Annotated in this window: 23 protein-coding genes; 13 read left to right on the top strand and 10 right to left on the bottom strand. The window is 70.3% G+C overall.

From position 1 onward, the window contains the following. Positions 1-191 precede the first annotated feature (191 nt). Complete coding sequence (locus tag ACSMTC_RS27440) at positions 192-965, top strand: PspA/IM30 family protein (RefSeq protein ID WP_436562382.1); 774 nt, start codon at positions 192-194, stop codon at positions 963-965. A gap of 48 nt (positions 966-1,013) precedes the next feature. Then, positions 1,014-1,307, top strand: a complete 294-nt coding sequence (pspAA, locus tag ACSMTC_RS27445) for a PspA-associated protein PspAA (RefSeq protein WP_436562383.1) — start codon at positions 1,014-1,016, stop codon at positions 1,305-1,307. 72 nt (positions 1,308-1,379) lie between these two features. On the opposite strand, the gene nadA is transcribed toward pspAA, so the two are convergent. Next, positions 1,380-2,558, bottom strand: a complete 1,179-nt coding sequence (gene nadA, locus ACSMTC_RS27450) for a quinolinate synthase NadA (RefSeq protein WP_436562384.1) — start codon at positions 2,556-2,558, stop codon at positions 1,380-1,382. A 202-nt stretch (positions 2,559-2,760) separates the two neighbouring features. On the opposite strand from nadA, the gene ACSMTC_RS27455 reads away from it, so the two are divergent. The 3 genes from ACSMTC_RS27455 (at position 2,761) to ACSMTC_RS27465 (ending at position 5,856) form a co-directional block, all read left to right on the top strand. Beyond that, positions 2,761-3,687 carry an NADP-dependent oxidoreductase gene (locus ACSMTC_RS27455; RefSeq protein WP_436562385.1) on the top strand — a complete coding sequence of 309 codons (927 nt, stop codon included), beginning with the start codon at positions 2,761-2,763 and terminating at the stop codon, positions 3,685-3,687. A gap of 193 nt (positions 3,688-3,880) precedes the next feature. Further along, positions 3,881-4,309: an Lrp/AsnC family transcriptional regulator gene (locus ACSMTC_RS27460; RefSeq protein ID WP_436564823.1), complete on the top strand. Its 429-nt coding sequence runs from the start codon at positions 3,881-3,883 to the stop codon at positions 4,307-4,309. 179 nt (positions 4,310-4,488) lie between these two features. Next, the gene (locus ACSMTC_RS27465; RefSeq protein ID WP_436562386.1) at positions 4,489-5,856 is read left to right on the top strand and encodes a pyridoxal phosphate-dependent decarboxylase family protein; all 1,368 of its coding nucleotides are present in this window, start codon (positions 4,489-4,491) and stop codon (positions 5,854-5,856) included. Positions 5,857-5,968: 112 nt separating this feature from the next. On the opposite strand, the gene ACSMTC_RS27470 is transcribed toward ACSMTC_RS27465, so the two are convergent. After that, positions 5,969-6,841: a GNAT family N-acetyltransferase gene (locus tag ACSMTC_RS27470; RefSeq protein ID WP_436562387.1), complete on the bottom strand. Its 873-nt coding sequence runs from the start codon at positions 6,839-6,841 to the stop codon at positions 5,969-5,971. Positions 6,842-7,048: 207 nt separating this feature from the next. Between ACSMTC_RS27470 and ACSMTC_RS27475 the strand changes: the two genes are divergently transcribed. After that, positions 7,049-7,402 carry a HesB/IscA family protein gene (locus ACSMTC_RS27475; protein ID WP_095876996.1) on the top strand — a complete coding sequence of 118 codons (354 nt, stop codon included), beginning with the start codon at positions 7,049-7,051 and terminating at the stop codon, positions 7,400-7,402. Between the two features lie 103 nt (positions 7,403-7,505). Here ACSMTC_RS27475 and ACSMTC_RS27480 read toward each other — a convergent pair whose 3' ends face one another. Together ACSMTC_RS27480 and ACSMTC_RS27485 are read right to left on the bottom strand one after the other, a co-directional pair. Then, a complete protein-coding gene (locus ACSMTC_RS27480) occupies positions 7,506-8,111 on the bottom strand; it encodes a hypothetical protein (protein ID WP_436562388.1) in 606 nt (201 codons plus the stop codon). A 102-nt stretch (positions 8,112-8,213) separates the two neighbouring features. Then, on the bottom strand, positions 8,214-8,450 hold the full coding sequence (locus ACSMTC_RS27485) for a hypothetical protein (RefSeq protein WP_436562389.1): 237 nt from the start codon (positions 8,448-8,450) through the stop codon (positions 8,214-8,216). Positions 8,451-8,684: 234 nt separating this feature from the next. On the opposite strand from ACSMTC_RS27485, the gene ACSMTC_RS27490 reads away from it, so the two are divergent. Continuing rightward, complete coding sequence (locus ACSMTC_RS27490) at positions 8,685-9,662, top strand: carbohydrate kinase family protein (RefSeq protein WP_436562390.1); 978 nt, start codon at positions 8,685-8,687, stop codon at positions 9,660-9,662. A 102-nt stretch (positions 9,663-9,764) separates the two neighbouring features. Here ACSMTC_RS27490 and ACSMTC_RS27495 read toward each other — a convergent pair whose 3' ends face one another. Beyond that, positions 9,765-11,150 (bottom strand): cysteine desulfurase/sulfurtransferase TusA family protein, encoded by a 1,386-nt coding sequence (locus ACSMTC_RS27495; protein WP_436562391.1) that lies wholly within the window; start codon positions 11,148-11,150, stop codon positions 9,765-9,767. A 467-nt stretch (positions 11,151-11,617) separates the two neighbouring features. Between ACSMTC_RS27495 and ctaC the strand changes: the two genes are divergently transcribed. The 4 genes from ctaC (at position 11,618) to ACSMTC_RS27515 (ending at position 16,152) form a co-directional block, all read left to right on the top strand. After that, positions 11,618-12,469, top strand: coding sequence for an aa3-type cytochrome oxidase subunit II (ctaC, locus tag ACSMTC_RS27500; protein WP_436562392.1), 852 nt, complete (start codon positions 11,618-11,620; stop codon positions 12,467-12,469). Further along, entirely contained in the window at positions 12,466-14,241 is a 1,776-nt protein-coding gene (gene ctaD / locus ACSMTC_RS27505; RefSeq protein ID WP_436562393.1) for an aa3-type cytochrome oxidase subunit I, read from the top strand. Before ctaC ends, ctaD begins: the two co-directional genes overlap by 4 nt. After that, a complete protein-coding gene (locus ACSMTC_RS27510) occupies positions 14,241-14,639 on the top strand; it encodes a cytochrome c oxidase subunit 4 (RefSeq protein WP_436562394.1) in 399 nt (132 codons plus the stop codon). Before ctaD ends, ACSMTC_RS27510 begins: the two co-directional genes overlap by 1 nt. A gap of 295 nt (positions 14,640-14,934) precedes the next feature. Beyond that, the gene (locus tag ACSMTC_RS27515) at positions 14,935-16,152 is read left to right on the top strand and encodes a L,D-transpeptidase (RefSeq protein ID WP_436562395.1); all 1,218 of its coding nucleotides are present in this window, start codon (positions 14,935-14,937) and stop codon (positions 16,150-16,152) included. A gap of 10 nt (positions 16,153-16,162) precedes the next feature. Here the strand turns inward: ACSMTC_RS27515 and ACSMTC_RS27520 are convergent, their stop codons facing one another. From ACSMTC_RS27520 to ctaE, 5 genes are all read right to left on the bottom strand, one after another. Next, complete coding sequence (locus ACSMTC_RS27520; protein WP_436562396.1) at positions 16,163-16,531, bottom strand: GntR family transcriptional regulator; 369 nt, start codon at positions 16,529-16,531, stop codon at positions 16,163-16,165. A gap of 316 nt (positions 16,532-16,847) precedes the next feature. Then, positions 16,848-18,509: a cytochrome bc1 complex cytochrome b subunit gene (qcrB, locus tag ACSMTC_RS27525; protein ID WP_436562397.1), complete on the bottom strand. Its 1,662-nt coding sequence runs from the start codon at positions 18,507-18,509 to the stop codon at positions 16,848-16,850. Beyond that, positions 18,506-19,573, bottom strand: coding sequence for a cytochrome bc1 complex Rieske iron-sulfur subunit (gene qcrA / locus ACSMTC_RS27530; protein WP_436562398.1), 1,068 nt, complete (start codon positions 19,571-19,573; stop codon positions 18,506-18,508). Before qcrA ends, qcrB begins: the two co-directional genes overlap by 4 nt. After that, on the bottom strand, positions 19,570-20,379 hold the full coding sequence (gene qcrC / locus ACSMTC_RS27535; RefSeq protein WP_436562399.1) for a cytochrome bc1 complex diheme cytochrome c subunit: 810 nt from the start codon (positions 20,377-20,379) through the stop codon (positions 19,570-19,572). Before qcrC ends, qcrA begins: the two co-directional genes overlap by 4 nt. Positions 20,380-20,542: 163 nt before the next feature. Beyond that, a complete protein-coding gene (gene ctaE, locus ACSMTC_RS27540; RefSeq protein WP_436562400.1) occupies positions 20,543-21,163 on the bottom strand; it encodes an aa3-type cytochrome oxidase subunit III in 621 nt (206 codons plus the stop codon). A 434-nt stretch (positions 21,164-21,597) separates the two neighbouring features. On the opposite strand from ctaE, the gene ACSMTC_RS27545 reads away from it, so the two are divergent. Together ACSMTC_RS27545 and trpD are read left to right on the top strand one after the other, a co-directional pair. Then, the gene (locus ACSMTC_RS27545) at positions 21,598-22,023 is read left to right on the top strand and encodes a response regulator (RefSeq protein WP_436562401.1); all 426 of its coding nucleotides are present in this window, start codon (positions 21,598-21,600) and stop codon (positions 22,021-22,023) included. Between the two features lie 124 nt (positions 22,024-22,147). After that, positions 22,148-23,224: an anthranilate phosphoribosyltransferase gene (gene trpD, locus ACSMTC_RS27550; RefSeq protein ID WP_436562402.1), complete on the top strand. Its 1,077-nt coding sequence runs from the start codon at positions 22,148-22,150 to the stop codon at positions 23,222-23,224. The last annotated feature ends 68 nt before the right edge of the window (positions 23,225-23,292 follow it).

The following is a 23,292-nucleotide window of genomic DNA, read 5'->3' on the forward strand; positions in this document are numbered from 1 at the left end:
TCATGGATCGGGGCCGGATCCACCCTTGGGATGAGGCTCGAGCGGTTGCGCGTGTAGCAGTCTTGTAGCAGGCAGGTGCACTGCGTGCAGTTGCCCGCTGCACCTACACTCAAGGTTGTCAGCAACGAGACGGAACCGCAGGCCCGAGAAGGGGGCACCCGAGGCCCATGAGCGACGGAATCATGAAGCGTATGGGGCTGATCTTCCGCTCCAAGGCGAACAAGGCCCTGGACCGGGCGGAGGACCCGCGCGAGACGCTCGACTACTCCTACCAGAAGCAGCTCGAACTGCTGCAGAAGGTCCGCCGGGGCGTCGCCGACGTGGCCACCTCCCGCAAGCGCCTGGAGCTCCAGCTGACGCAGCTGCAGCAGCAGTCGGCGAAGTACGAGGACCAGGGCCGCAAGGCGCTCTCGCTGGGCCGCGAGGACCTTGCCCGCGAGGCCCTGACCCGCAAGGCCAACCTCCAGTCGCAGATCAACGACCTGGAGACCCAGTACCAGCAGCTGCAGGCCGAGGAGGAGAAGCTCACGCTCGCCTCCCAGCGCCTTCAGGCCAAGGTGGACGCCTTCCGTACCAAGAAGGAGACCATCAAGGCCACCTACACCGCCGCCCAGGCGCAGACCCGGATCGCGGAGTCCTTCTCCGGGATCTCGGAGGAGATGGGCGATGTCGGCCTCGCCATCCAGCGGGCCGAGGACAAGACCGCGCAGATGCAGGCCCGGGCCGGCGCGATCGACGAGCTGCTCGCCTCCGGCGCGCTCGACGACATGAGCGGTATGGGCCGCAAGGACGACATCGAGGCCGAGCTGGAGCGGGTGGCCGGCGGCAACGACGTCGAGCTGGAGCTGGCCCGGATGAAGGCGGAGCTCACCGGTGGCCCGGCCGCCGGCCCGCAGGCGATCGAGCAGGGCAAGCCGGCCGCCACGCCGCAGGACGCGCCGCCCACCATCAACTACAAGAAGTGACCTGAGCCGCACCGTACAGAGCTGCAACGAACAGGGAGACGCACCGGCATGATCATGAGGGTCATGGGTGAGGGCCAGTTCGAGGTGGGCGAGGACCACCTCAACCACCTGAACCAGCTCGACGACGAGCTGCTGAAGGCGCTGGACTCGGGTGACGAGGCGAAGTTCCGGGAGGCGTACGGCAGGTTGCTGGACGCGGTCAGGCGACTCGGTACGCGGGTGCCGGACGACTCGCTGGAGCCGTCGGACCTGATCCTTCCGGACGCCGAGGCCAGCCTCGACGAGGTCAGGCAGCTGCTGCTGAGCGAAGGTGAGGGGATAATCCCCGGTTTCGCGGAGTAGGTTCCGCGGCGACATGCGAAAGGGCGGGCTCCCCTCGGGGAGCCCGCCCTTTCGCATGCGGTGCGGGGAGCGTTACGGCAGGGCCAGCATCCGGTCGAGCGCGGCCTTGGCGTGCTTCTCGGTCTCCGGGTCGACCGTGATCACGTTCGGCACCCGGCCCTCGACCAGCGACTCCAGCGCCCAGACCAGGTGCGGCAGGTCGATCCGGTTCATGGTGGAGCAGAAGCAGACCGTACGGTCCAGGAAGACGATCTCCTTGTCCGGGTGCGCCTTGGCCAGGCGGCGGACCAGGTTCAGCTCGGTGCCGATGGCCCACTTGGAGCCGGGCTCGGCGGCGTCCAGCGCCTTGATGATGTACTCGGTCGAGCCCACCATGTCGGCGGCGGCGACCACCTCGTGCTTGCACTCGGGGTGCACCAGGACGGTGACGCCGGGGATCCGCTCGCGGACCTCGCTCACCGAGTCCAGGCTGAACCGGCCGTGCACCGAGCAGTGCCCGCGCCAGAGGATCATCTTGGCGTCGCGCAGCTGCTCGGCGGTCAGGCCGCCGTTCGGCTTGTGCGGGTTGTAGAGGACGCAGTCGTCCAGCGAGAAGCCCATCTCGCGCACCGCGGTGTTCCGGCCCAGGTGCTGGTCGGGCAGGAAGAGCACCTTTTGTCCCTGCTCGAACGCCCACTCCAGGGCGCGCTTGGCGTTGGAGGAGGTGCAGATGGTGCCGCCGTGCCTGCCGGTGAACGCCTTGATGTCGGCCGAGGAGTTCATGTACGAGACCGGGACGGTCACGTCGGCTATCCCGGCCTCGGTCAGCACGTCCCAGCACTCGGCGACCTGCTCGGCGGTCGCCATGTCGGCCATCGAGCAGCCGGCCGCGAGGTCGGGCAGGACCACCTGCTGGGCGTCGGAGGTCAGGATGTCCGCCGACTCGGCCATGAAGTGCACACCACAGAAGACGATGTACTCGGCCTCGGGGCGGGCGGCGGCGTCACGGGCCAGCTTGAAGGAGTCGCCGGTGACGTCGGCGAACTCGATCACCTCGTCGCGCTGGTAGTGGTGGCCCAGGATGAAGACGCGGTCGCCCAGAGCGGCCTTGGCGGCGCGGGCGCGCTCGACCAGACCGGGGTCGGAGGCGGCGGGCAGGTCGCCGGGGCAGTCGACGCCGCGCTCGCTGTTCGGGTCGGCCTGGCGGCCGAGCAGCAGCAGCGCGAGGGGCGTCGGGTTGGGGTCGACGCCGTAGGTCTCGGTGGTGGTCACGGGCGGGTGCCCTCCTGTGCGGCCGATCTGTTTCGAACAGCCTTCTCGTCTATCTGACGCTATTGATGATAGCCGGTTAGCGTCACTCTGACGATGGCCATCGTGTCGATGTGATGAGAACCGCTCACCGGTATGGCAGCTTCCCGCGGCCCTTCCGGCGTGGCCGGATCGGCGGCCGCGCCGGATCGCGTTGGCTGGTGCCATGAAGGCAATCGCGATCAGACGGTACGGCGGCCCCGAGGTCGTCGAGTACACCGAGCTCCCCGACCCCAAAGTGGGCCCGGACTCGGTGCTGGTGCGGGTCAGGGCGGCCGGGGTGAACCCGGTCGACTGGAAGATCCGTGAGGGGTATCTGGACGGGATGATGGACGTCCACTTCCCACTGATCATGGGCTGGGACCTGGCCGGAGTGGTCCAGGCGGTGGGCGGCGCGGTCACCGAGTTCAGGCCCGGCGACGAGGTGATCGGCTACGTCCGCAAGGACTGGGTGGAGCACGGCACCTACGCCGAACTGGTCTCCGCGCCGGTCCGTACCCTGGCGCGCAAGCCCGCCGCCCTCGACTGGGCCCAGGCGGGCGGCCTCCCGCTGGCCGGGCTGACCGCCTACCAGAGCCTGGTCGAGGCGGCCCGGCTGCGGTCCGGCGAGACGGTGCTGATCCACGCGGCGGCGGGCGGGGTCGGCAGTCTGGCGGTCCAGATCGCCAAGGCGCTCGGCGCCCGGGTGATCGGCACCGCGAGCGAACGCAACCACGCCTACCTGAGGGGCCTGGGCGCCGAGCCGGTGACGTACGGGGAGGGGCTGGCCGATCGGGTCAGGGCGCTCGCACCCGACGGGGTGGACGCGGCGGTCGACCTGGTGGGCGGTCCGGCCGTGGCCGTCTCCCTGGAACTGGTCGCCGATCCGGGCCGGGTCGCCTCGATCGCCGACTACGGTGTGGCCGCCAAGGGCGGCCGCTACGTCTTCGCCCGCCCGGACGCCGCCGATCTCACCGAACTCGCCGCCCTGGCCGACGCGGGGAAGCTGACCGTGCCGGTGGCCTCGACCTTCCCGCTCGCCCAGGCGGCCAGTGCCCAGGCCCTCAACGCGGAGGGGCGGACCAGGGGCAAGATCGTCCTTCTGGTGGACTGATCGAGACTTCGTCAGAATAGGGCGGTGCGACGGTCGCGCGGACACCCCGTGAGACCGTCCCACCGCCCGACCGCCTGCCCGGTACCCCCGGCTGCGGCGAATCCTCGCCCACCGGCGACGCCAGACCAGCACGACACCCGTGGAGCCAGCACCGATGAGCACGCACCGACCGTCAGACCGCGGCGGAGCGTCACTGCTGGACGAGACGGACCGGCTGCTGCTGGAACACCTCAGCAGGGACGGCCGCGCCTCCTACGCGGAGATCGGGCTGCTCGCCAACCTCTCCGCCACCGCCGTCCGCCGCCGGATCGACCGGCTGCGGGCCCGCGGCGTGGTCCGCGGCTTCACCGTGGTGCTCGACCCCGCCCTGCTCGGCTGGCGTACCGAGGCCTTCGTGGAGGTCTACTGCCGCGCCCGCACCTCGCCGGAGGAACTGCTCGCCAGCCTGCGCCAGTTCCCCGAGGTGATCGCCGCCTGGACGGTCACCGGCGACCCCGACGCCCTGGTGCACCTGAGAGCCGCCGACACCCGCCACCTCGAAGCCGTCATCGAACGGATCCGCAAGGAACCGGGCGTCCAGCGCAGCCGCAGCTCGGTGGTGCTCTCCCAGCTCATCGGCTGAACCGTCCGGCGCACACATGCGCAGGAATCCTGCGCGGCGCGTTCTCAACACGCCCGAATCCTGCCCGAGCAGCCCCGTTCCGACGCGCGCGGCACCACGGCCGCTGCCTACGCTGATCGTGTCCGGAAGGCCCCACACGCCCCGGCCCTCCCTGCCACCCCACAGCGAAGGGGACACCCGTGTCCGCAGCCCCGAACCGCATGCACCGGCCCAACGCAGAGCTGGTCGACCTGGTATTCGACTACATGCGCGAGAGGCTGCAGTACGACCCCGTACCGCTGGACCACCCCGGTGACGGCGAGCATCTGAGAACCCAGCTGGCCGGCCTGCTGAACGAGCACGGGAACAACCCGGCCGACGTGCTCAAGCTCTACGACCACGAGCTCTCCCGGGCCGTCATCTCCGCCGACAGCCCGCGCTACCTCTCCTTCATACCGTGCGCCCCGACGAAGGCCGCGCTGCTCTTCGACATGGTGGTCTCCTGCGCCTCCCTGCAGGGCATCTCCTGGCTGGAGGCGGCCGGCGCGATCGCCGCCGAGAACCAGGTGCTGCGCCTGATCGCCGACCGGGCCGGGCTGCCCGGGACGGCCGGCGGCACCTTCGTCTCCGGCGGCTCGGCGGGCAACCTCTCCGCCCTGGTGGTCGCCCGCGACACCGCCCGCCGCAAGCTCGGCGTCGGCCCGGAGGCCCGGCTGCGGATCGCCGTCGCCGACCAGGTGCACTCCTCGGTGAAGAACACCTTCAACATCATCGGCGTCGAGGCGTTCAAGGTCCCGACCGTGGACCGCCGCTTCACCGGCGAGGCGCTGCGCGCCGCCCTGGCCGCCGACCCCCACCCCGAGACCGTGATCGCCGTGGTCGGCACCGCCGGCACCACCAACGAGGGCATCGTCGACGACCTCCAGGGCCTGTCCGAGGTCACCCGCGAGCGCGGCATGTGGTTCCACGTCGACGGCGCGTACGGCGGCGCGGGCCTGTTCGCCCCCTCGGTGCGCGAGCGCTACGACGGCATCGAGCACGCCGACTCCTTCGTGGTCGACCCGCACAAGTGGCTCTTCGCACCGTTCGACTGCGCCGCCCTGATCTACCGCAACCCGCAGCTGGCCCGCGCCGTGCACACCCAGGACGCCTCCTACCTGGACGTCCTGCACACCGAGGGCGACGAGTGGAACCCCACCGACTACGCCTACCACCTGACCCGGCGCGCCCGCGGCCTGCCGCTCTGGTTCTCGCTCGCCGTGCACGGCACCCAGGCGTACACCGACGCGATCGAGGAGGGCCTGACGCTGGCCCGGGAGACCGCCCGGCTGATCCGGGAGACCGGGCACCTGGAACTGCTGCACGACCCGCAGCTCTCCACCGTCTGCTTCCGGCGCAGGGGCTGGACCAACGACGACTACTACCGCTGGTCCCAGCAGCTCCTGGCCGACCAGATCGGCTTCGTCACCCCGACCGGCTGGGACGGCGAGACCGTCGCCCGCTTCGCCTTCCTCCACCCGGGCACCACCATGGACATGGTCCGCGAGATCCTCGACACCATGGCGTAGGCGGCCGCGCCCGCAGGGGCGCGGGAAACCGCGCGAGAGGCACAGGTCTATCGCACGGCTCCCCGCGCCCCTGGACGCGGCTTTGCCGGCCGGACGCGAGTCGCCCGGCGCCTCACAGCAGCATCCCGCTCGGGAGGTAGGGCGCGGGCGGCCGCATGCCCCGCAGGGCCAGGTACCCCCGGTTGGAAAGGGTGAGCCCCAGCTCCAGCCCGACGTCCACGGCCCACTCCTGCTCGGCGGTGACGAACTCCAGCCGGGCCTCCATACCGTCGGGCACCCGCGCCAGCGCCTCCCGCAGCAACCGCACGGCGATCCGCCGGGAGGTCGCCGCGAGCAGCCTGACCTCTCCGCCGTCCCGGTAGCAGTAGCCGCTGCCCGCCAGGGTGTCCGCGATCAGCACCTCCTCGAAGTGCGCCAGCATGTACTCGTGGTCGACCCCGTGGGCTGCCCCGCGCAGACTCCGGTCCACCGAGTCCAGCAGGTGGAGGTGGGTCGGGTTGCCCGGGTGAACCGGGATGTCCCCCGGATCGAGCAGCCCGGAGCGGTCCACCCGCCCGCTGAGGGCCATCGCGGGGTGCAGCGTGAACCCGGCCCGCCGGAAGCGCCGTGCCGCCGCAGGGGACGGCGGGGCGCACACCATCCCGCGCAGACAGCCCCGGCCGTACTCGCCGGCCCGCTCCAGCAGCAGCCGGCCCACCCCCTTGCCCTGGGCGCTCGGCAGTACCGCGTACCGCGCGAGCAGCCACAGCCCCTCCCGCCGCATCGACTGCGCCACGCCGACCGCCTCGCCGTCCTGTTCGGCGATCCAGCCGCCCCCGGCGTCGCACCGCACCAGATGCCGGGTGAGGGCCAGCTGCTGCACGGTGCCGCGGTGGTCGTCCGGCTGGTCGGCCGGAAGGCCGCAGAGGCCCCGGAAGGCGGCGCGGGCCACCCGCTGGGCGGCCAGCGCGTCGGCGGGGGTGTCCTGGAGCTGACGAATGATCACGCCTTCCATCCTGGCCGCCGCAGCCACCCCGGGTGGGCGCTTCGTTGGGATCGGATACCCGGCGAGTGCGCGGGGTGTGCGAGCATGGGTGCGTAGGGGAACGGGTTCCACGAACCGGCCCCGGGGAAAGAAACACCGACCGGAAATGAATCCGGGAGGCCGCTGGTTGGTACTGGCGGCACATTGTCGTCAAGACCGGGAGTAAGCATGACCGTCCAGGACGAGACCACTGTCGAGAGTGGCATCCTCCTCACCGATGCCGCCGCGGCCAAGGTCAAGGGCCTGCTTGAGCAGGAGGGCCGCGACGACCTGGCGCTGCGCGTCGCCGTTCAGCCGGGCGGCTGCTCCGGCCTGCGCTACCAGCTGTTCTTCGACGAGCGTTCGCTCGACGGCGACGTCGTCAAGGACTTCGGCGGTGTCAAGGTCGTCACCGACCGGATGAGCGCCCCGTACCTGGGCGGTGCGACCGTCGACTTCGTCGACACCATCGAGAAGCAGGGCTTCACCATCGACAACCCGAACGCCACCGGCTCCTGCGCCTGCGGCGACTCGTTCAGCTAAGACCGGTCGGTCTAAGCCTCACAGCTTCGGCAGCCCCTTCGGTATGAACGGCGGCGGCCCCCGGGATCACCCGGGGGCCGCCGCCGTTCGTGTGCCGGCTCTCCTACTGCGGACCGCCGATCGGCGGCGGGTCCATCGAGAGCGTCTGACCGGTGGCCGCGTCCACCACCGTGCGGCCGGCCAGCGGGTGGCTCAGCTTCGCCGTCACCGAGTTCCGCCTGACGAGGGCCGGGCACGCCTGGCCGCGCGGCGCGGTCTGGGTGACCACCACCCGGACGTCCACCTCACCCTGCTTGGACTCGTCGGCCTTCAGCCCGTACTTGTCGCAGGCCCCGCCGTAGAACCAGACCATCAGCTGGTCGTCCTGCGCCTGGTAGGCGAGTGCGGGCAGCTTGACGGGCGCGGGTTCGCCGACCGCGATGCCGGGGTTGCTCGGCGAACCGCCCGGGGCCTGGGTACCCGGATCCGGGGTGGCGGACTGCGTCGGGCCGGCGCTCGGGGTCGAGGGCGCCGCACTCGAGGGCGCCGCCGAGGCGGCCGTGGGACTCGCCGAGGCCCCGGCGGCCGCGTCAGAACCCCCGCCCGATCCGGTGGGCCCGCAGGCCGCGACCGCACCGATGGCGAGTACCAGCCCTGCCAGCCCGGTCACCCGGCGCCGAGCTCGCCCGCGCACGGGCCGGACCGCTGCGGCTGAGGTGTTCTCGTCCATGCTCTGACTTCCTCCCGAGGGCTCGCGCTCCGCCACACGGCGGCGCTGCGCGGATCTGACGTGCCCCGGGCGAATCCGGTTCCCCTCGCGGAGGGCGGGCGGTCAGCCCCCGTACTCGGGCATCTCGGCCACCAGCCTCCGGGCCCGGGACGGCACCGACACGCCCGCAGGCCGCAGCGCGACAGCGGCCTGCGGAGCACTGCCCGACGGCGGCCAGAACCGGCCGAGCCGCCGGGAGGAGCTGACCAGGGAGGCGATCGAGTCGGCCTCGATCTCGCCCGTCCAGGAACGGGCGGAGGGCCGGGCCGGGCTGGGCCGCAGCGCGGACGGGTTGGGCATCATCGGTGTCACCGCTCCGATCGCCGAGCCGTGGCGGCACTGCCACGGATCCGGGGCCGAGGGGCCTTCTGAGTGCGACCCTAGGCGGCCACCGGCCCCCGAACCAGTGGTACCGGCGGGTAGTACTCATTCGAGTGGCCGAGCCGCAGGTACGGGTACGGCGCTGCTGCCGGGTACCGTTGGGGGGTTCTGTCAACAGTTTTTCCCGGCCCAGCGCCATCAGAGGAGACCTTCGTGCGCATCGCCGTCGCCGGCTCGATCGCCACCGACCACCTGACGACCTTCCCGGGCCGTTTCGCCGACCAGCTGGTGGCCGATCAGCTGCACACGGTCTCGCTGTCGTTCCTGGTGGACACCCTCGACATCCGCCGCGGCGGGGTCGCCCCGAACATCTCCTTCGGCATGGGCGTGCTCGGCCTGCGCCCGATCCTGGTCGGCGCCGCCGGCGCGGACTTCCAGGAGTACCGCAGCTGGCTGGAGCGCAACAACGTCGACACCGCGTCGGTGCACATCTCCGAGACCCGGCACACCGCCCGCTTCATGTGCACCACCGACGAGGACCACAACCAGATCGCCTCCTTCTACACCGGCGCGATGGCCGAGGCCCGCAACATCGAGCTGAAGCCGATCGCCGACCGCGTCGGCGGCCTCGACCTGGTCCTGATCGGCGCCGACGACCCGGCCGCGATGGTCCGCCACACCCAGGAGTGCCGCACCCGCGGCTACGCCTTCGCCGCCGACCCCTCGCAGCAGCTGGCCCGCCTGGAGGGCGACGAGATCCGGCTGATCGTGGACGGCGCCTCGTACCTGTTCACCAACGAGTACGAGGCCGCGCTGATCGAGTCCAAGACCGGCTGGAGCGCGGACGAGATCCTCGGCCGGGTCGGCACCCGGATCACCACCCTCGGCGCCAAGGGCGTCCGGATCCAGCGCGAGGGCGAGCCGGACGTCACCGTCGGCTGCCCGGCCGAGGAGCGCAAGGCCGACCCCACCGGCGTCGGCGACGGCTTCCGCGCCGGCTTCCTGGCCGGTCTCTCCTGGAACCTCGGCCTGGAGCGCTCCGCCCAGCTCGGCTGCATGCTCGCCACCCTGGTGATCGAGACCATCGGCACCCAGGAGTACGAGCTGCGCCACCGCCACTTCCTGGACCGCTTCGCCGCGGCCTACGGCGAGGACGCCGCCGCCGAGGTCCGCGCCCGCATGGCCAACTAGCACCGCGTACCCGCGGGGGCGCGGGGAGCTGTCCGACCGACCGCGCGCCCTCACGGGGGACCGGTCGGGCAGCGCCCCGCGCCCCTCGGCGTACCGGTCGGGTCAGCCGGTCCGGCGGACCAGGTACGCCGAGCCACGCTCCCGCCCGTACTCCGCGGCCGGCCGCTCGCCCAGGTACTCCTGCTCGCGCATCCCGCACCAGGCCGGGATGTCCAGCCGCGCCGCCTCGTCGTCGGACAGCACCGCGACCGTCCCGCCCGGCTCGACCTCCCCGATCCGCCTGGCCAGCTCGATCACCGGCAGCGGACAGCGCTTCCCGAGCGCGTCGATCACCAGCGTCTGCCGCTCCGCCGCGGGCGCCGCCAGATCGAGCCCCAGCGGAGCCCGTACGCCCGCCACCACCTCGGGCAGGACGGACAGGAAGCGGTCGACGTCCGCTTCGGCGACGCCGTAGGGGAGCGAGACCCGGACGTTGCCCTCGGTCAGCACGCCCATCGCCGCCAGGACGTGGCTCGGCGTCAAGGTGCTGGAGGTGCAGGAGGAGCCGGAGGAGACCGCGAACCCGGCCCGGTCCAGCTCGCCCAGCAGCACCTCGCCGTCCACGTAGAGGCAGGAGAAGGTGACCAGGTGGGGCAGCCTGCGCACCGGGTCGCCGACCACCTCCACCTCCGGGACCAGCCGGGGCACCCGGGTCCGGATCCGGTCCACCAGCGCGTGCAGCCGGGCGTTCTCCCGTTCGGCCTCGGCCCGGACCGCCCGCAGCGAGGCCGCCGCGGCCACGATGGCCGGCACATTGACGTACCCCGGTGCCCGGCCGCCCTCGCGTTCGTCGGCGGGCAGCGGTGAGACGTACCTGACGCCCTTGCGGACGGCGAGCACCCCGACCCCGGGCGGGCCGCCCCACTTGTGCGCGCTGGCCGTCAGCAGCGACCACCCGGCAGGCACCGCCAGCCGTCCCACGCTCTGCGCGGCGTCCACCAGCAGTGGCACCCCGCCGATCGCGGTGGCGGTCTCGGTGACCGGCTGCACCGTACCGACCTCGTGGTTGGCGGACTGCAGGACCGCCAGCGCGGTGTCGGGGCGGACGGCGGCGGCGAAGTCCTCGGCGGCGGCCCGTCCGTTGCGGTCGACCGCGACCTCGCTCACCTCACCGCCCTCGGCGGCGTGCCGCTCGGCGGTGTGCAGAACGCTGGAGTGCTCCACGGCGGAGTGCACCAGATGACGGCCCGTCCGCCGGCGGCCGGCCAGCGCGCCGAGCATGCCCAGCTGGACGGCCTGGGTGCCGCTCGCGGTGAACGTGATCTCGTCCGGACGGGCGCCCAGGACCTCGGCGACCGTCTCCCGGGCCGCGTCCAGCAGCATCCGGGCCTGCCGCCCGGACCGGTACAGCCGGGCCGGATCCGCCCAGCCCTCGTCGAGCGCGGCGTTCAGCGCCTGCCGGGCGACGGGGTGCAGCGGAGCGGTCGAGGCCACGTCGAAGTAGGACACGTAGGACAGTATCTCGCCCGGATCCCCGGCCGGCCGGGTCGGGCGGTCCCGGACGTACCGGTCCGCGGTCGGCACCACCCGCCCGTCCGGCCCCTTCGCTCACCCCCGCGGGGGAACCGGTGGTCTCGACCGCAAGCGGCGGAGTGTCCTTTGAATCGCTCGTGGTGACCTCGTTTGTCCGATTCGCGAAGGCCCGACGGTCCGTCACCCGGGTGTCGCACTGCCATCCCACGATTGGGTGTGCAAAGCTCGAACGGCCACGATGACCAGGGATTCCGTGCGTGCCGGGGCTGATCGGGTAGGCGGGCGGCGCGTTAGCGGGACCTGCCCGTCAGGAGCGCATAAGGCTGGAGTAGGGTTTGGCCCGCATAAGCATTCAAACCGTGCCCGTGGCCGGGTCGCCGGGGAGGCGCACAGCACTCCCGGGGGCGACGCGATCCCCGGGCGAGACTTCGGGAAGGCGCTACGTGAGTCCCAACGGCTCCGACCGCTCGCCGCGGCGCACGATGCGGCGGAAGCTGCCTCAGGCGCTGGCACTGGGCCTCGTCATCGCGACCGCTACCGGCTGCTCGGCCAACGACCTGCCCAGGCTTGGCCTCCCGTCGCCCGTCACCAAGGAAGGCCCACTGGTCCTCCACATGTGGCAGGGCTCGTGGATCGCGGCGCTGGTAGTCGGCGTACTGATGTGGGGTCTGATCATCTGGAGCGTGATCTTCCACCGGCGCAGCCGCACCAAGGTGGAGGTCCCGGCTCAGACCCGGTACAACGTGCCGATTGAGGCGCTGTACACCGCGGTCCCCATCGTCATCGTCTCGGTGCTGTTCTACTTCGTCGCCCGCGACGAGGCCCGGCTCACCCAGACCTCCGCCAAGCCGCAGCACTACGTCAACGTGGTCGGCTTCCAGTGGAGCTGGGCGTTCAACTACGAGAACACCGAGAACCCCAACCCGGCGAACACCAACGCCGCGTACGAGGTCGGTACCCCCGCCGAGGCGCCGACGCTGTACCTGCCGATCAACGAGACGGTGCAGTTCCGTCTCACCTCGCGGGACGTTATCCACGACTTCTGGCCCGTCAACTTCATGATGAAGATGGACGTCGTGCCGGGTCTGGTCAACAGCTTCGAGGTCACCCCGACCTCGTACGGCACTTTCCGGGGCAAGTGCGCCGAGCTCTGCGGCGTCGACCACTCCCGGATGCTGTTCAACGTCAAGGTGGTCTCGCACGACGAGTACGAGCAGCACCTGAAGGAGCTCCGGGCCAAGGGCCAGAGCGGCGCGGTGCCCTCGGGCATCACGGGCATTGAAGGTGAGAAGTGACTATCCTCAACGAGCCCGCCGCCGCCGGCGGGACTTCCGGGCTCTCGGCAGGCGGGGCCACCAGGACCCGTAAGCCGGGTTCCACGATCATCAAGTGGCTGACCACCACCGACCACAAGACGATCGGCACGATGTACCTCGGTACCTCGTTCGCGTTCTTCCTGATCGGTGGCATCCTCGCGCTGGTCATGCGTGCCGAGCTGGCTCGTCCCGGGACCCAGATCCTGTCGAACGAGCAGTTCAACCAGGCGTTCACGATGCACGGCACGATCATGCTGCTGATGTTCGCGACGCCGCTGTTCGCCGGTTTCGCGAACTGGATCATGCCGCTCCAGATCGGCGCTCCTGACGTCGCGTTCCCGCGACTGAACATGTTCGCCTACTGGCTGTACCTGTTCGGCTCGCTGATCGCGGTGGCCGGCTTCCTCACCCCGCAGGGTGCCGCCGACTTCGGTTGGTTCGCCTACTCGCCGCTGTCGGACGCGGTCCGCTCGCCGGGTGTCGGCGCCGACATGTGGATCATGGGTCTGGCCTTCTCCGGCTTCGGCACGATCCTCGGTGCGGTCAACTTCATCACCACGATCATCTGCATGCGCGCGCCCGGCATGACGATGTTCCGGATGTCGATCTTCGTCTGGAACACCCTGCTGACCGCCGTGCTGGTCCTGCTGGCCTTCCCGGTCCTGGCGGCCGCGCTGTTCGCCCTGGAGGCGGACCGCAAGTTCGGGGCGCACGTCTTCGACCCGGCCAACGGTGGAGCGCTGCTCTGGCAGCACCTGTTCTGGTTCTTCGGCCACCCCGAGGTCTACATCATCGCGCTGCCGTTCTTCGGCATCATCTCGGAGATCATCCCGGTCTTCAGCCGCAAGCCGATGTTCGGTTACTCCGGTCTGATCGCGGCCACCATCGCGATCGCCGGTCTGTCCGTGACGGTGTGGGCGCACCACATGTACGTCACCGGCCAGGTGCTGCTGCCGTTCTTCTCCTTCATGACCTTCCTGATCGCGGTCCCGACCGGTGTGAAGTTCTTCAACTGGGTCGGCACCATGTGGAAGGGCTCGCTGAGCTTCGAGACCCCGATGCTCTGGACGGTCGGCTTCCTGGTCACCTTCCTCTTCGGTGGTCTGACCGGTGTTCTGCTGGCCTCCCCGCCGATCGACTTCCACGTCTCGGACTCGTACTTCGTCGTCGCCCACTTCCACTACGTGGTCTTCGGTACCGTCGTGTTCGCGATGTTCGCCGGCTTCCACTTCTGGTGGCCGAAGATGACCGGCAAGATGCTCGACGAGCGCCTTGGCAAGATCACCTTCTGGACGCTGTTCTTCGGCTTCCACACCACCTTCCTGGTCCAGCACTGGCTGGGTGCCGAGGGTATGCCGCGACGCTACGCCGACTACCTGGCTTCGGACGGTTTCACCACGCTGAACACCGTCTCCACCATCGGCTCGTTCCTGCTCGGTCTGTCGATCCTGCCGTTCCTCTACAACGTCTGGAAGACCGCCAAGTACGGCGAGAAGATCACCGTCGACGACCCGTGGGGCTACGGCCGTTCGCTGGAGTGGGCGACCTCCTGCCCGCCGCCGCGGCACAACTTCCTCACCCTGCCCCGGATCCGCTCCGAATCCCCGGCCTTCGACCTGCACCACCCGGAGATCGCCGCGCTGGACTACCTGGAGAACCACGGTGAGCCGGCCAAGCACTTCGAAGGTGTGACCCCCGCGAAGTACGACGCCCCGGCGCTGGGCAAGGGCAAGAAGGGTGGGAACGCCTGATGAAGGAACAGGGCAAGATCTTCCTGGGCCTGGCGGTCTTCGTTCTGGCGGTCGCCATCACCTACGGCCTGTGGGCCAAGGAGGCGGCCGGTACCACCGCGCTGTTCCTGGCCTTCGGTCTGTGTGCCTTCATCGGGTACTACCTCGCCTTCACCGCCCGCCGGGTGGACAGCGGCGCCGGTGACAACCCCGAGGCCGAGGTCGCGGACGACGCCGGTGAGCTGGGCTTCTTCGCCCCGCACAGCTGGCAGCCGCTCTCGCTGGCGGTCGGTGGCGCCCTGGCCTTCCTGGGCATCATCTTCGGCTGGTGGCTGATGTTCTGGGCGGCCCCGATCATCCTGATCGGCCTGTACGGCTGGGTCTTCGAGTTCTACCGGGGCGAGAACCAGAACCAGTAGGTTCGCATCGCTCCCCTCACGAGCCACCGGGGCGAGATCGCCCGTGGGTGAGTGAGGAGCAACGGCGTCGGGCCGGTCCCCTTCGGGGGGTCGGCCCGACGCCGTTCTGTTAATCGGATAAGTCCATAGGGATGTATCGCTTACCCGTTCGGTCCAGCCGGGGCTGTGAGCGGTAGTCCGTGCCGAAGCCGCCTTCCTACGCTCGGAAGCATCGTCAGAATCCTCTTCTGGGTGCGACCTGGAGGCAGCGTTGAGCGGCATTCACGGAGCGGGCCCCCGGCGGGCAGCAGTCGTCGTGGCACTTCTGGTACTGGCCCCGCTGGCGGGTTGTTCGGTCGGTGGTGACGGTTCGGTGGAGGCGGTCAGCGCCGTGGACGTGAAGCCCCTGGTGCGTCTCCCGGGGACCGAGGCGGTCGACCCGAACCTGCCCATCACGGTCACGGCCGAGCGGGGCGGCAGGCTCACCGACGTCACCGTCACCGGGCCGGACGGCCGGCAGGTCACCGGCAAGCTGGCCGACGACCAGCGCAGCTGGCAGAGCGTGGGGCGGCTCGCGGCCGGTACCAGGTACCTGATCCGGGTGGCCGCGGACGACGGCGACGGCGGCCGCGGCGAGACCGTCGGCTCGCTCACCACGGCGACGGGACAGGCCAGGCTGACCGCCGAGCTGGGCCCCGACGCCAACCACTCGGGCGTGTACGGCGTCGGACAGCCGCTCACCGTCAAGCTCTCCCAGCCGATCAAGGATCCGGCGGCCCGGCAGGAGGTCGAACGCAGCCTCACGGTGGTCTCCGATCCCGCCGTCACCGGTTCCTGGTACTGGGTGGACGACAGCAACCTGCACTTCAGGCCCAAGGAGTACTGGCCCGCCCACGCCAGCATCAAGTTCGGCTTCGACCGCCCCGGCGGCCGGATCGCCGACGGCCTGTACGCGGGCGACGCGGTCACCCGGACCATCAGGACCGGCGACCGGGTGGAGGTGCTGATCGACGCGGCCGCGCACTACCTGACCTACCGCCGCAACGGCGAGGTGGTGAACACCATCCCCGTGACCACCGGCAAGCCCGGGTTCTCCACCCGCAACGGCATCAAGGTGGTGCTCGGCCAGGAGGCCGACGTCCGGATGAAGAGCGAGACCATCGGAATCGCCGCGGACAGTCCCGACGCCTTCGACACCGACGTCAAGTGGGCCACCCGGGTCACCTGGAGCGGCGAGTACGTGCACGCGGCGCCCTGGTCGCTCTCCTCCCAGGGCGTGGAGAACATCAGCCACGGCTGTACCGGGATGAGCACGGCCAACGCCAAGTGGTTCTTCGACGAGACCAGGATCGGGGACGTGGTCCAGGTGGTGAACAGCCTGGGCCGGATGATGGAGCCGTTCGGCAACGGCTTCGGGGACTGGAACATCGCCTGGTCGGAGTGGACCAAGCACAGCTCCCTCGGCCGGACCGTCGAGACGTCGGGCAGGGCGGACGAGGCCGGGGCGGTCGGCACCCTGCTGCCGCAGGTCTAGGCTCCGGCCGTCAGGCCCCGTACGCCAGCCTGAGAGCGTCGTGGACCGTGCTCATCGCCTCGTCCTGGGAGAGACCGAGCCGGTGGGCACGGTCGGCGTACTCGGCGGCGGCGGTGGCGGCGAGGCGGTGCGCGGTGTCGCCGACGGCGGCGATCAGGGTGCCGCGCCGGCCGTGCGTCTCGACCACACCGTCCGCCTCCAGCTCCCGGTACGCACGGGCCACGGTGTTGGCGGCCAGGCCGAGCTGCTCGGCCAGTGCCCGGACGGTCGGCAGCTTGAGACCGGCCGGCAGGGCGCCGCTGCGGGCCTGCTCGGCGATCTGCGCGCGGACCTGCTCGTACGGGGGAGTGGCGGATGAGTGGTCGATGCGCAGCTGCACTGATGGGCTCCTGACGGTTCGTTGGATCCCATTGTGCCCGAATGGTCGCCACGCCAGGCCGTCGCGGCCCGGCAGCCCCGGTGTGCCCCCGGCGGCCCGGGCCGGCCGCCGCCGGAGCCGCCGGAGCCGACGGATGCGGGAGCGCACGGCGTCGCGGCGGGCGGGAGCAGCCCGGAGGCGGGTGGGCGGGAGCAGCCCGGAGGCGGGTGGGCGGGAGCAGCCCGGAGGCGAGTGGGCGGGAACGGCCGAGGGCCCCTGCCCGGCGTGTGCCGGGCAGGGGCCCTCAGGTGGCGATCAGCGGCGTTGCCGCGCGGGATCAGTGGTGGCCGTGGCCGCTGGTGATCTCGCGGTGCTCCTCCGCCGTCGGCTTGGGGATCTGGCCACCCTCGCCGAAGTAGCCCTGCGAGAGCTTGGCGCGGGTCTTCTCCATGCGGCCGACCTTGCGCTTGACGCCGTTCTCGTCGACCTGGGCCGGGAGCTCGAGCGGCTCGTGCTGCTCGTGCGCCACGTACTTGTAGAGCTTGTCCTGCGGCAGCTGGGCGTGGACCTCGACGAACTCACCGTGCGGCAGGCGCTTGATGACGCCGGTCTCGCGACCGTGCAGCACCTTCTCCTTGTCGCGGCGCTGCAGGCCGAGGCACCAGCGCTTGGTGATGAAGAAGACCAGCACCGGCACGACGAAGAAGCCGACCCGGACGAAGTACGTGATCGAGTTGAGCGACAGGTGGAAGTGCGTGGCGAACAGGTCGTTGCCACCACCGATCAGCAGGACCAGGTACTCGGCGATCCAGGCCGCACCGAGGGCGGTACGGACCGGGGCGTTGCGCGGGCGGTCCAGGATGTGGTGCTCGCGCTTGTCGCCGGTGATCCAGCTCTCGATGAACGGGTAGACCGCGATCGAGACCAGGACCAGCGGGAAGATCATCAGCGGGATGAAGACACCCAGGTTCAGGGTGTGGCCCCAGGCCCGGACCTCCCAGCCCGGCATGACACGGATCAGACCCTCGGAGAAGCCCATGTACCAGTCCGGCTGGGCGTCGGTCGACACCTGGTCGGGGCGGTACGGACCGTAGGCCCAGATCGGGTTGATCGTGGCGATCGCGGAGATCGCCGCGATGATGCCGAAGACCAGGAAGAAGAAGCCACCGGCCTTGGCCATGTAGACCGGCATCAGCGGCATGCCGACGACGTTCTTCTCGGTCTTGCCCGGGCCCGCCCACTGGGTGTGCTTGTGGTAGAAGACCAGGATCAGGTGCGCCACCAGCAGGCCCAGCATGATGCCCGGGATGAGCAGCACGTGGATGGTGAAGAACCGCGGCACGATGTCGGTGCCGGGGAACTCGCCGCCGAACAGGAACATCTGGATGTAGGTGCCCACCAGCGGAACGGCGAGGATCGCGCCTTCCATGAAGCGGATACCGGTACCGGACAGCAGGTCGTCGGGCAGCGAGTAGCCGAAGAAGCCGTCGAACATGCCGAGGATCAGCAGCAGGAAGCCGAAGACCCAGTTGATCTCGCGCGGCTTGCGGAACGCGCCGGTGAAGAAGACGCGCAGCATGTGCACGATCATCGCGGCGACGAAGACCAGCGCGGCCCAGTGGTGGATCTGGCGGATCAGCAGACCGCCGCGGACCTCGAAGCTGATGTTCATGGTCGAGGCGTACGCCTCGGACATCTTGATGCCGTCGAGCGGGGCGTACGGGCCGTGGTAGACGACCTCGGCCATGCTCGGCTTGAAGAACAGCGTCAGGTACACACCCGTGAGGATGATGATGACGAAGCTGTAGAGGCAGATCTCACCGAGCATGAAGGACCAGTGGTCCGGGAAGATCTTGCGCAGGTTGGCCTTGGCGAGGGAGTAGATCCCCAGCCGGCCGTCCGTCCAGTCAGCTGCCGCCTCCCACTTGTTGGCGGGCTTGGCGCGCGTGCTGCCGCTGCTGGGCTTGGCGTCGGTGCTGACGCTGCTCGCGGAACTCATGAGCGCTCCCAGAAGCTCGGGCCGACGGGCTCGGCGAAGTCGCCGGTGGCGACCAGGAAGCCCTTCTCGTCAGTGGTGATCTTCAGCTGCGGCAGCGGGTGACCGGCCGGGCCGAAGATCACGCGCGCACCGTCCGCCAGGTCGAAGGTCGACTGGTGGCAGGGGCAGAGCGCGTGGTGGGTCTGCTGCTCGTACAGGCTGATCGGGCAGCCGACGTGGGTGCAGATCTTGGAGTAGGCGAGAACACCCTCGAAGCCGAGGTCGCGGGACTTGGCGTCCTTGATGTCCTCCGGAGCGATCCGGACGATCATCAGCGCGTCCTTGGCGATGCGCTGCTGGAAGTCCTCGTCGGACTCCTCCAGGCCCTCCGGCTTGGCGAAGGTCAGCGAGCCGACGGCGATGTCCTCGGCCTTCATCGGCTGGTTGGTGTTCATGTTGATCAGCTGGATCGGCTTGGCCGTGGTGGCCTCGCGCCAGTTGGTCGACGCCAGCTTCTTCTCCGGCAGCGGGCCCAGGTCGCGCAGCAGGACGACACCGGAGAGCGGCACCAGTGCCATCGAGCCGATGAGGGTGTTGCGCAGCATCTTGCGGCGGCCGAAGCCGGACTCCGCGGCGCCGGTCTTGAACTGCTCGATGACGTCGTTGCGGACCTCGTCGTCAGCCTCGATCGCGTGGCGCTCGGCCGGCATCTCGACGTCGGACATCAGGGTGCGGGCCCAGTGGACCGCGCCCGCGCCGATGCAGAACAGCGCCACGCCCAGGGTCAGACCCAGCGCGAAGTTCAGCGCGCTGATGTGGCCCAGCGGGAAGACGTAGATGATCTTGTCGATCGGGAAGATCACGTACGACGCGATGAAACCGATCGTGGCGAGCATCGAGACGATGAACATCAGCGAGACCTGGCGCTCGGCGCGCTTGGCGGCCCGCTCGTCGATGTCGGTACGGCGAGGCTCGTGGGCCGGCAGGCCCGGGTCGGCGAACGGGTCGCCGTGCTCGGCCACCTCGTGGCCGTGGGAGGCGTCGTGCGCCTCCGGCAGCTTCTCTTCAGGAATGTCGTGGCTCATGACTTCTTGGCCTTGGTGGTGTGGGCGGCGACCCAGATCGCGACCGCGATGAGGGCACCGAGACCGAAGATCCAGCCGAACAGACCCTCGGTCACCGGACCGAGGCTGCCCAGGGCGAGACCACCGGGGTTGGGCTCCTCATTGGTGGTGTGGCGGACGAAGGCCACGATCTGCTTCTTCTGCTCCTCCGGCATGGTGGTGTCGGGGAACGACGGCATGTTCTGCGGGCCGGTCTGCATGGCCTCGTAGATGTGCTTCGCGTCGACGCCCTCCAGCGTGGGGGCGAACTTACCGCGGGTCAGGGCACCGCCCTGGCCGGCGAAGTTGTGGCACTGGGCGCAGTTGGTGCGGAACAGCTCGCCACCCTTGGCCACGTCGTTCGGGTCCGTGGAGGTGTACTGGTCCTTGGTCGGGGCAACCGGGCCGGGGCCGAGCGAAGCCACGAAGGCGGCCAGCTGGTCGATCTCGGTCTGGCTGTAGACGACCTTCTTGCGCGGGACCTGGGCGCCCGGCTGCTGCGCGGGCATACGGCCGGTGCCGACCTGGAAGTCGACAGCGGCGGAGCCGACGCCGACCAGGCTCGGGCCGTCGGAGGAACCCTGGCCGTTCAGGCCGTGGCAGGAGGAGCAGCCCACGGCGAAGAGCTTCCTGCCCTCATCGATCGCGAGCGACTGCGCCGAGGTGTCGGCCTGCGCCTTCTCGGCGGGCGCGAACGCGGCGTACAGCCCCCCGGTGGCCGCCAGGGCGAGAAGTAGGACGACCAGCGCCGCCAGTGGGTGGCGCCGTCGTGCGGAGAGCTTTTTCACGGAATAACCCCGGTGTCAGGATCTGGTCGTCGGCTGGTGGGCGTGCCCGGCGGCGCGGTCTGCTCTGGGCCGGCTTCGGGAACGCGCGTTCAGGTCGGAGCGGCACAGCCCTCTGGCGGGCGAGCGCTGCCTCCGACCGGCGGCCAGCGACCTGATCAGCTGGTTACTTGATCAGGTAGATGGTCGCGAACAGGCCGATCCACACGACGTCGACGAAGTGCCAGTAGTACGACACCACGATCGCGGCGGTGGCCTGCTCGTGCGTGAACCGCTTGGCTGCGTAGGTCCGTCCCAGGACCAGCAGGAAGGCGATCAGACCACCCGTCACATGCAGGCCGTGGAAGCCGGTGGTCAGGTAGAACACCGTGCCGTACGGGTCGGAGGACAGCGAGAGGCCGTCCTTCTTGACCAGTTCGGTGTACTCGAAGATCTGGCCGCCGATGAAGATCGCGCCCATCACGAAGGTGACCACGAACCAGGAGCGGAGCTTCTTCACGTCACCGCGCTCGGCGGCGAAGACGCCGAGCTGGCAGGTGAGGGAGGAGAGCACCAGGATCGTGGTGTTCACCGAGGAGAAGGGCACGTTCAGGGCGTGCGCCTTCTCGGTCCAGAACTCTGCGCCCTTGACCGAGCGGAGGGTGAAGTACATCGCGAACAGGGCCGCGAAGAACATCAGCTCCGAGCTCAGCCAGACGATGGTTCCGACGCTGACGAGGTTCGGCCTGTTGACCGCTCCGTGCGCGTGTCCGGTTTCTGTTGCTGTTGCTGTCGCCACGACGGACATTATGTCGGTCCCTTATTCCGTCTTCACGCCGGGGGTCTCCCTTCGGAGTGTCCGGTGCGTGCGGTATGCCCAGTTGGGCTCCGCCCGGGTGCCCGGGGGCGGGCCGAGTGGACCGGGGGCCCTTTTCTGATGGTTCTTCGGGCCGATCGGGGCTGGTCCGCGGGTCGGCGGCACTCCTCTGCCCCGCGTGTCGCTACCGCCCGAGCGGGTCCGGATGGGCTAGGGCATCCGCTGTACGGGTGGTGTGGCCGGGCCGGGGTGACGACCGGTCCTCCGGGTGGGTGAGAGTCGCGCGTGATGGCTTGAGCGAGATCGTGCCAGGGGCTCACCTCGGGCGGTGGGCGGGAGTAGCATCCGGAAGTGGACGTGGTCCGGATCACACTGGACTCGTCGGAGCAGACGTTATAAAGGACGAGCACCCGGGAGCAGGGCCCATGGCGCACACGACCGACGAGACGCTCACCGTTCTGGTCTACAGCGACGACCGCAACACTCGGGAGCAGGTGACCCTCGCGCTCGGCCGGCGGCCCGCCGCGGACCTGCCGGAGCTGCGCTACCTGGAGTGCGCGACGGTTCCCGCGGTGCTGAAGGCGCTGGAGCGCGGTGGGGTCGACCTCTGCATCCTCGACGGCGAGGCCGTCCCGGCCGGCGGACTCGGGGTGGGCCGGCAGATCAAGGACGAGATCTACGGCTGCCCGCCGGTGCTGGCACTGATCGGCCGGCCGCAGGACTCCTGGCTGGCCGCCTGGAGCCGGGCGGACGCGGCGATCTCCCAGCCGGTCGACCCGGTGGCCCTGGGCAAGGCCGTCGCCACCCTGCTCCGGGCCCGGATCGAGGCGCGGACGCCGGCCCGGAACTGATCCGCGGGTGCGGGCCGAAGGTCTCGGTACGCACCGACAGGAGAGAAGGCCACGGCACGGCCACCCGCCCGGTGGATAGGCTGACTCCATTCCTTTCGGTGAAACACGAGAGCTGGAGTCAGCCATGGTGAACGTGAACCCTGCGAACGGCGGTATCGACCCCGCGCAGGTGATCCGCACCTGGCCGGACATCCTGAGCACCCTGCTGTCAGGTACCGACCTCGCCCAGGCCGACGCGGCCTGGGCGATGGACCGGATCATGAGCGGTGAGGCGACCCCGGTGCAGGTGGCCGGGTTCATGGTGGCGCTGCGGGCCAAGGGCGAGACGGTGGACGAGATCGCCGGACTGGTCGAGTCGATGTACGCGCACGCCGAGCCGCTGCACATCCCCGGTCCCGCGGTGGACATCGTCGGCACCGGCGGCGACCGGGCGAAGACCGTCAACATCTCCACCATGTCGGCGATCGTGGCGGCGGCCGCCGGGGCGAAGGTGGTCAAGCACGGCAACCGGGCGAGCTCCTCGGCGAGCGGTTCCTCCGACGTGCTGGAGCGGCTCGGCGTCAGCCTGGACCTCAGTGCCCGCCGGGTCGCCGAGGTGGCCGAGGAGGTCGGCCTGACGTTCTGCTTCGCCGCCAGGTTCCACCCGGCGATGCGGCACGCCGCGCCCGCCCGGCGTGACCTCGCGGTGCCGACCGCCTTCAACATCCTCGGGCCGCTCACCAACCCGGCCCATGTCACCGCGCACGCGATCGGCTGCTTCGACACCCGGCTGGCCGGGCTGATCGCGGGCGTGCTGGCCCGGCGGGGCTCCTCCGCGCTGGTCTTCCGCGGTGACGACGGCCTGGACGAACTGACCGTCTCGACCACCTCGCGCGTCTGGATCGTGAAGGACGGTCGGATCACCGAGAACGCCTTCGACCCGCGTGACGTCGGCATCGAGCTGGTCGGTATCGAGGCGCTGCGCGGGGCCGACGCCGAGTACAACGCGGGTGTCGCACGCCGGGTCCTCGGCGGGGAGCGCGGGCCGGTGCGGGATGCCGTCCTGCTCAACACCGCGGCCGCGCTGGTGGCGCTGGACCTGACGGCCGCGCCGCTGGCCGAGCAGCTCAAGGCCGGGATGGAGCGGGCGGCGGCCGCCATCGACTCGGGGGCCGCGCAGGACGTCCTCAAGCGGTGGGCGGAGGCGACCACCCGGCGTTGAGGCCCGGCCCGGTCCCTTGGACAGGGGCGGGCGGACCAGGGCGAGGGGCCCTTGTCCGCCCGCCCCTG

Origin of the sequence: Kitasatospora sp. HPM-01-4 (assembly GCF_051374625.1) — a bacterium.
GTDB lineage: Bacteria > Actinomycetota > Actinomycetes > Streptomycetales > Streptomycetaceae > Kitasatospora.

What these genes read in the sequence shown, in the direction of transcription:
- ACSMTC_RS27440 (WP_436562382.1), top strand. Translation starts at nt 192, where the DNA reads ATGGGGCTGATCTTCCGCTCCAAGGCGAACAAGGCCCTGGACCGGGCG.
- pspAA (WP_436562383.1), top strand. Translation starts at nt 1,014, where the DNA reads ATGATCATGAGGGTCATGGGTGAGGGCCAGTTCGAGGTGGGCGAGGAC.
- ACSMTC_RS27455 (WP_436562385.1), top strand. Translation starts at nt 2,761, where the DNA reads ATGAAGGCAATCGCGATCAGACGGTACGGCGGCCCCGAGGTCGTCGAG.
- ACSMTC_RS27475 (WP_095876996.1), top strand. Translation starts at nt 7,049, where the DNA reads ATGACCGTCCAGGACGAGACCACTGTCGAGAGTGGCATCCTCCTCACC.
- ACSMTC_RS27480 (WP_436562388.1), bottom strand. Translation starts at nt 8,111, where the DNA reads ATGGACGAGAACACCTCAGCCGCAGCGGTCCGGCCCGTGCGCGGGCGA.
- ACSMTC_RS27485 (WP_436562389.1), bottom strand. Translation starts at nt 8,450, where the DNA reads ATGCCCAACCCGTCCGCGCTGCGGCCCAGCCCGGCCCGGCCCTCCGCC.
- ACSMTC_RS27510 (WP_436562394.1), top strand. Translation starts at nt 14,241, where the DNA reads ATGAAGGAACAGGGCAAGATCTTCCTGGGCCTGGCGGTCTTCGTTCTG.
- qcrB (WP_436562397.1), bottom strand. Translation starts at nt 18,509, where the DNA reads ATGAGTTCCGCGAGCAGCGTCAGCACCGACGCCAAGCCCAGCAGCGGC.
- qcrA (WP_436562398.1), bottom strand. Translation starts at nt 19,573, where the DNA reads ATGAGCCACGACATTCCTGAAGAGAAGCTGCCGGAGGCGCACGACGCC.
- ctaE (WP_436562400.1), bottom strand. Translation starts at nt 21,163, where the DNA reads ATGTCCGTCGTGGCGACAGCAACAGCAACAGAAACCGGACACGCGCAC.
- ACSMTC_RS27545 (WP_436562401.1), top strand. Translation starts at nt 21,598, where the DNA reads ATGGCGCACACGACCGACGAGACGCTCACCGTTCTGGTCTACAGCGAC.
- trpD (WP_436562402.1), top strand. Translation starts at nt 22,148, where the DNA reads ATGGTGAACGTGAACCCTGCGAACGGCGGTATCGACCCCGCGCAGGTG.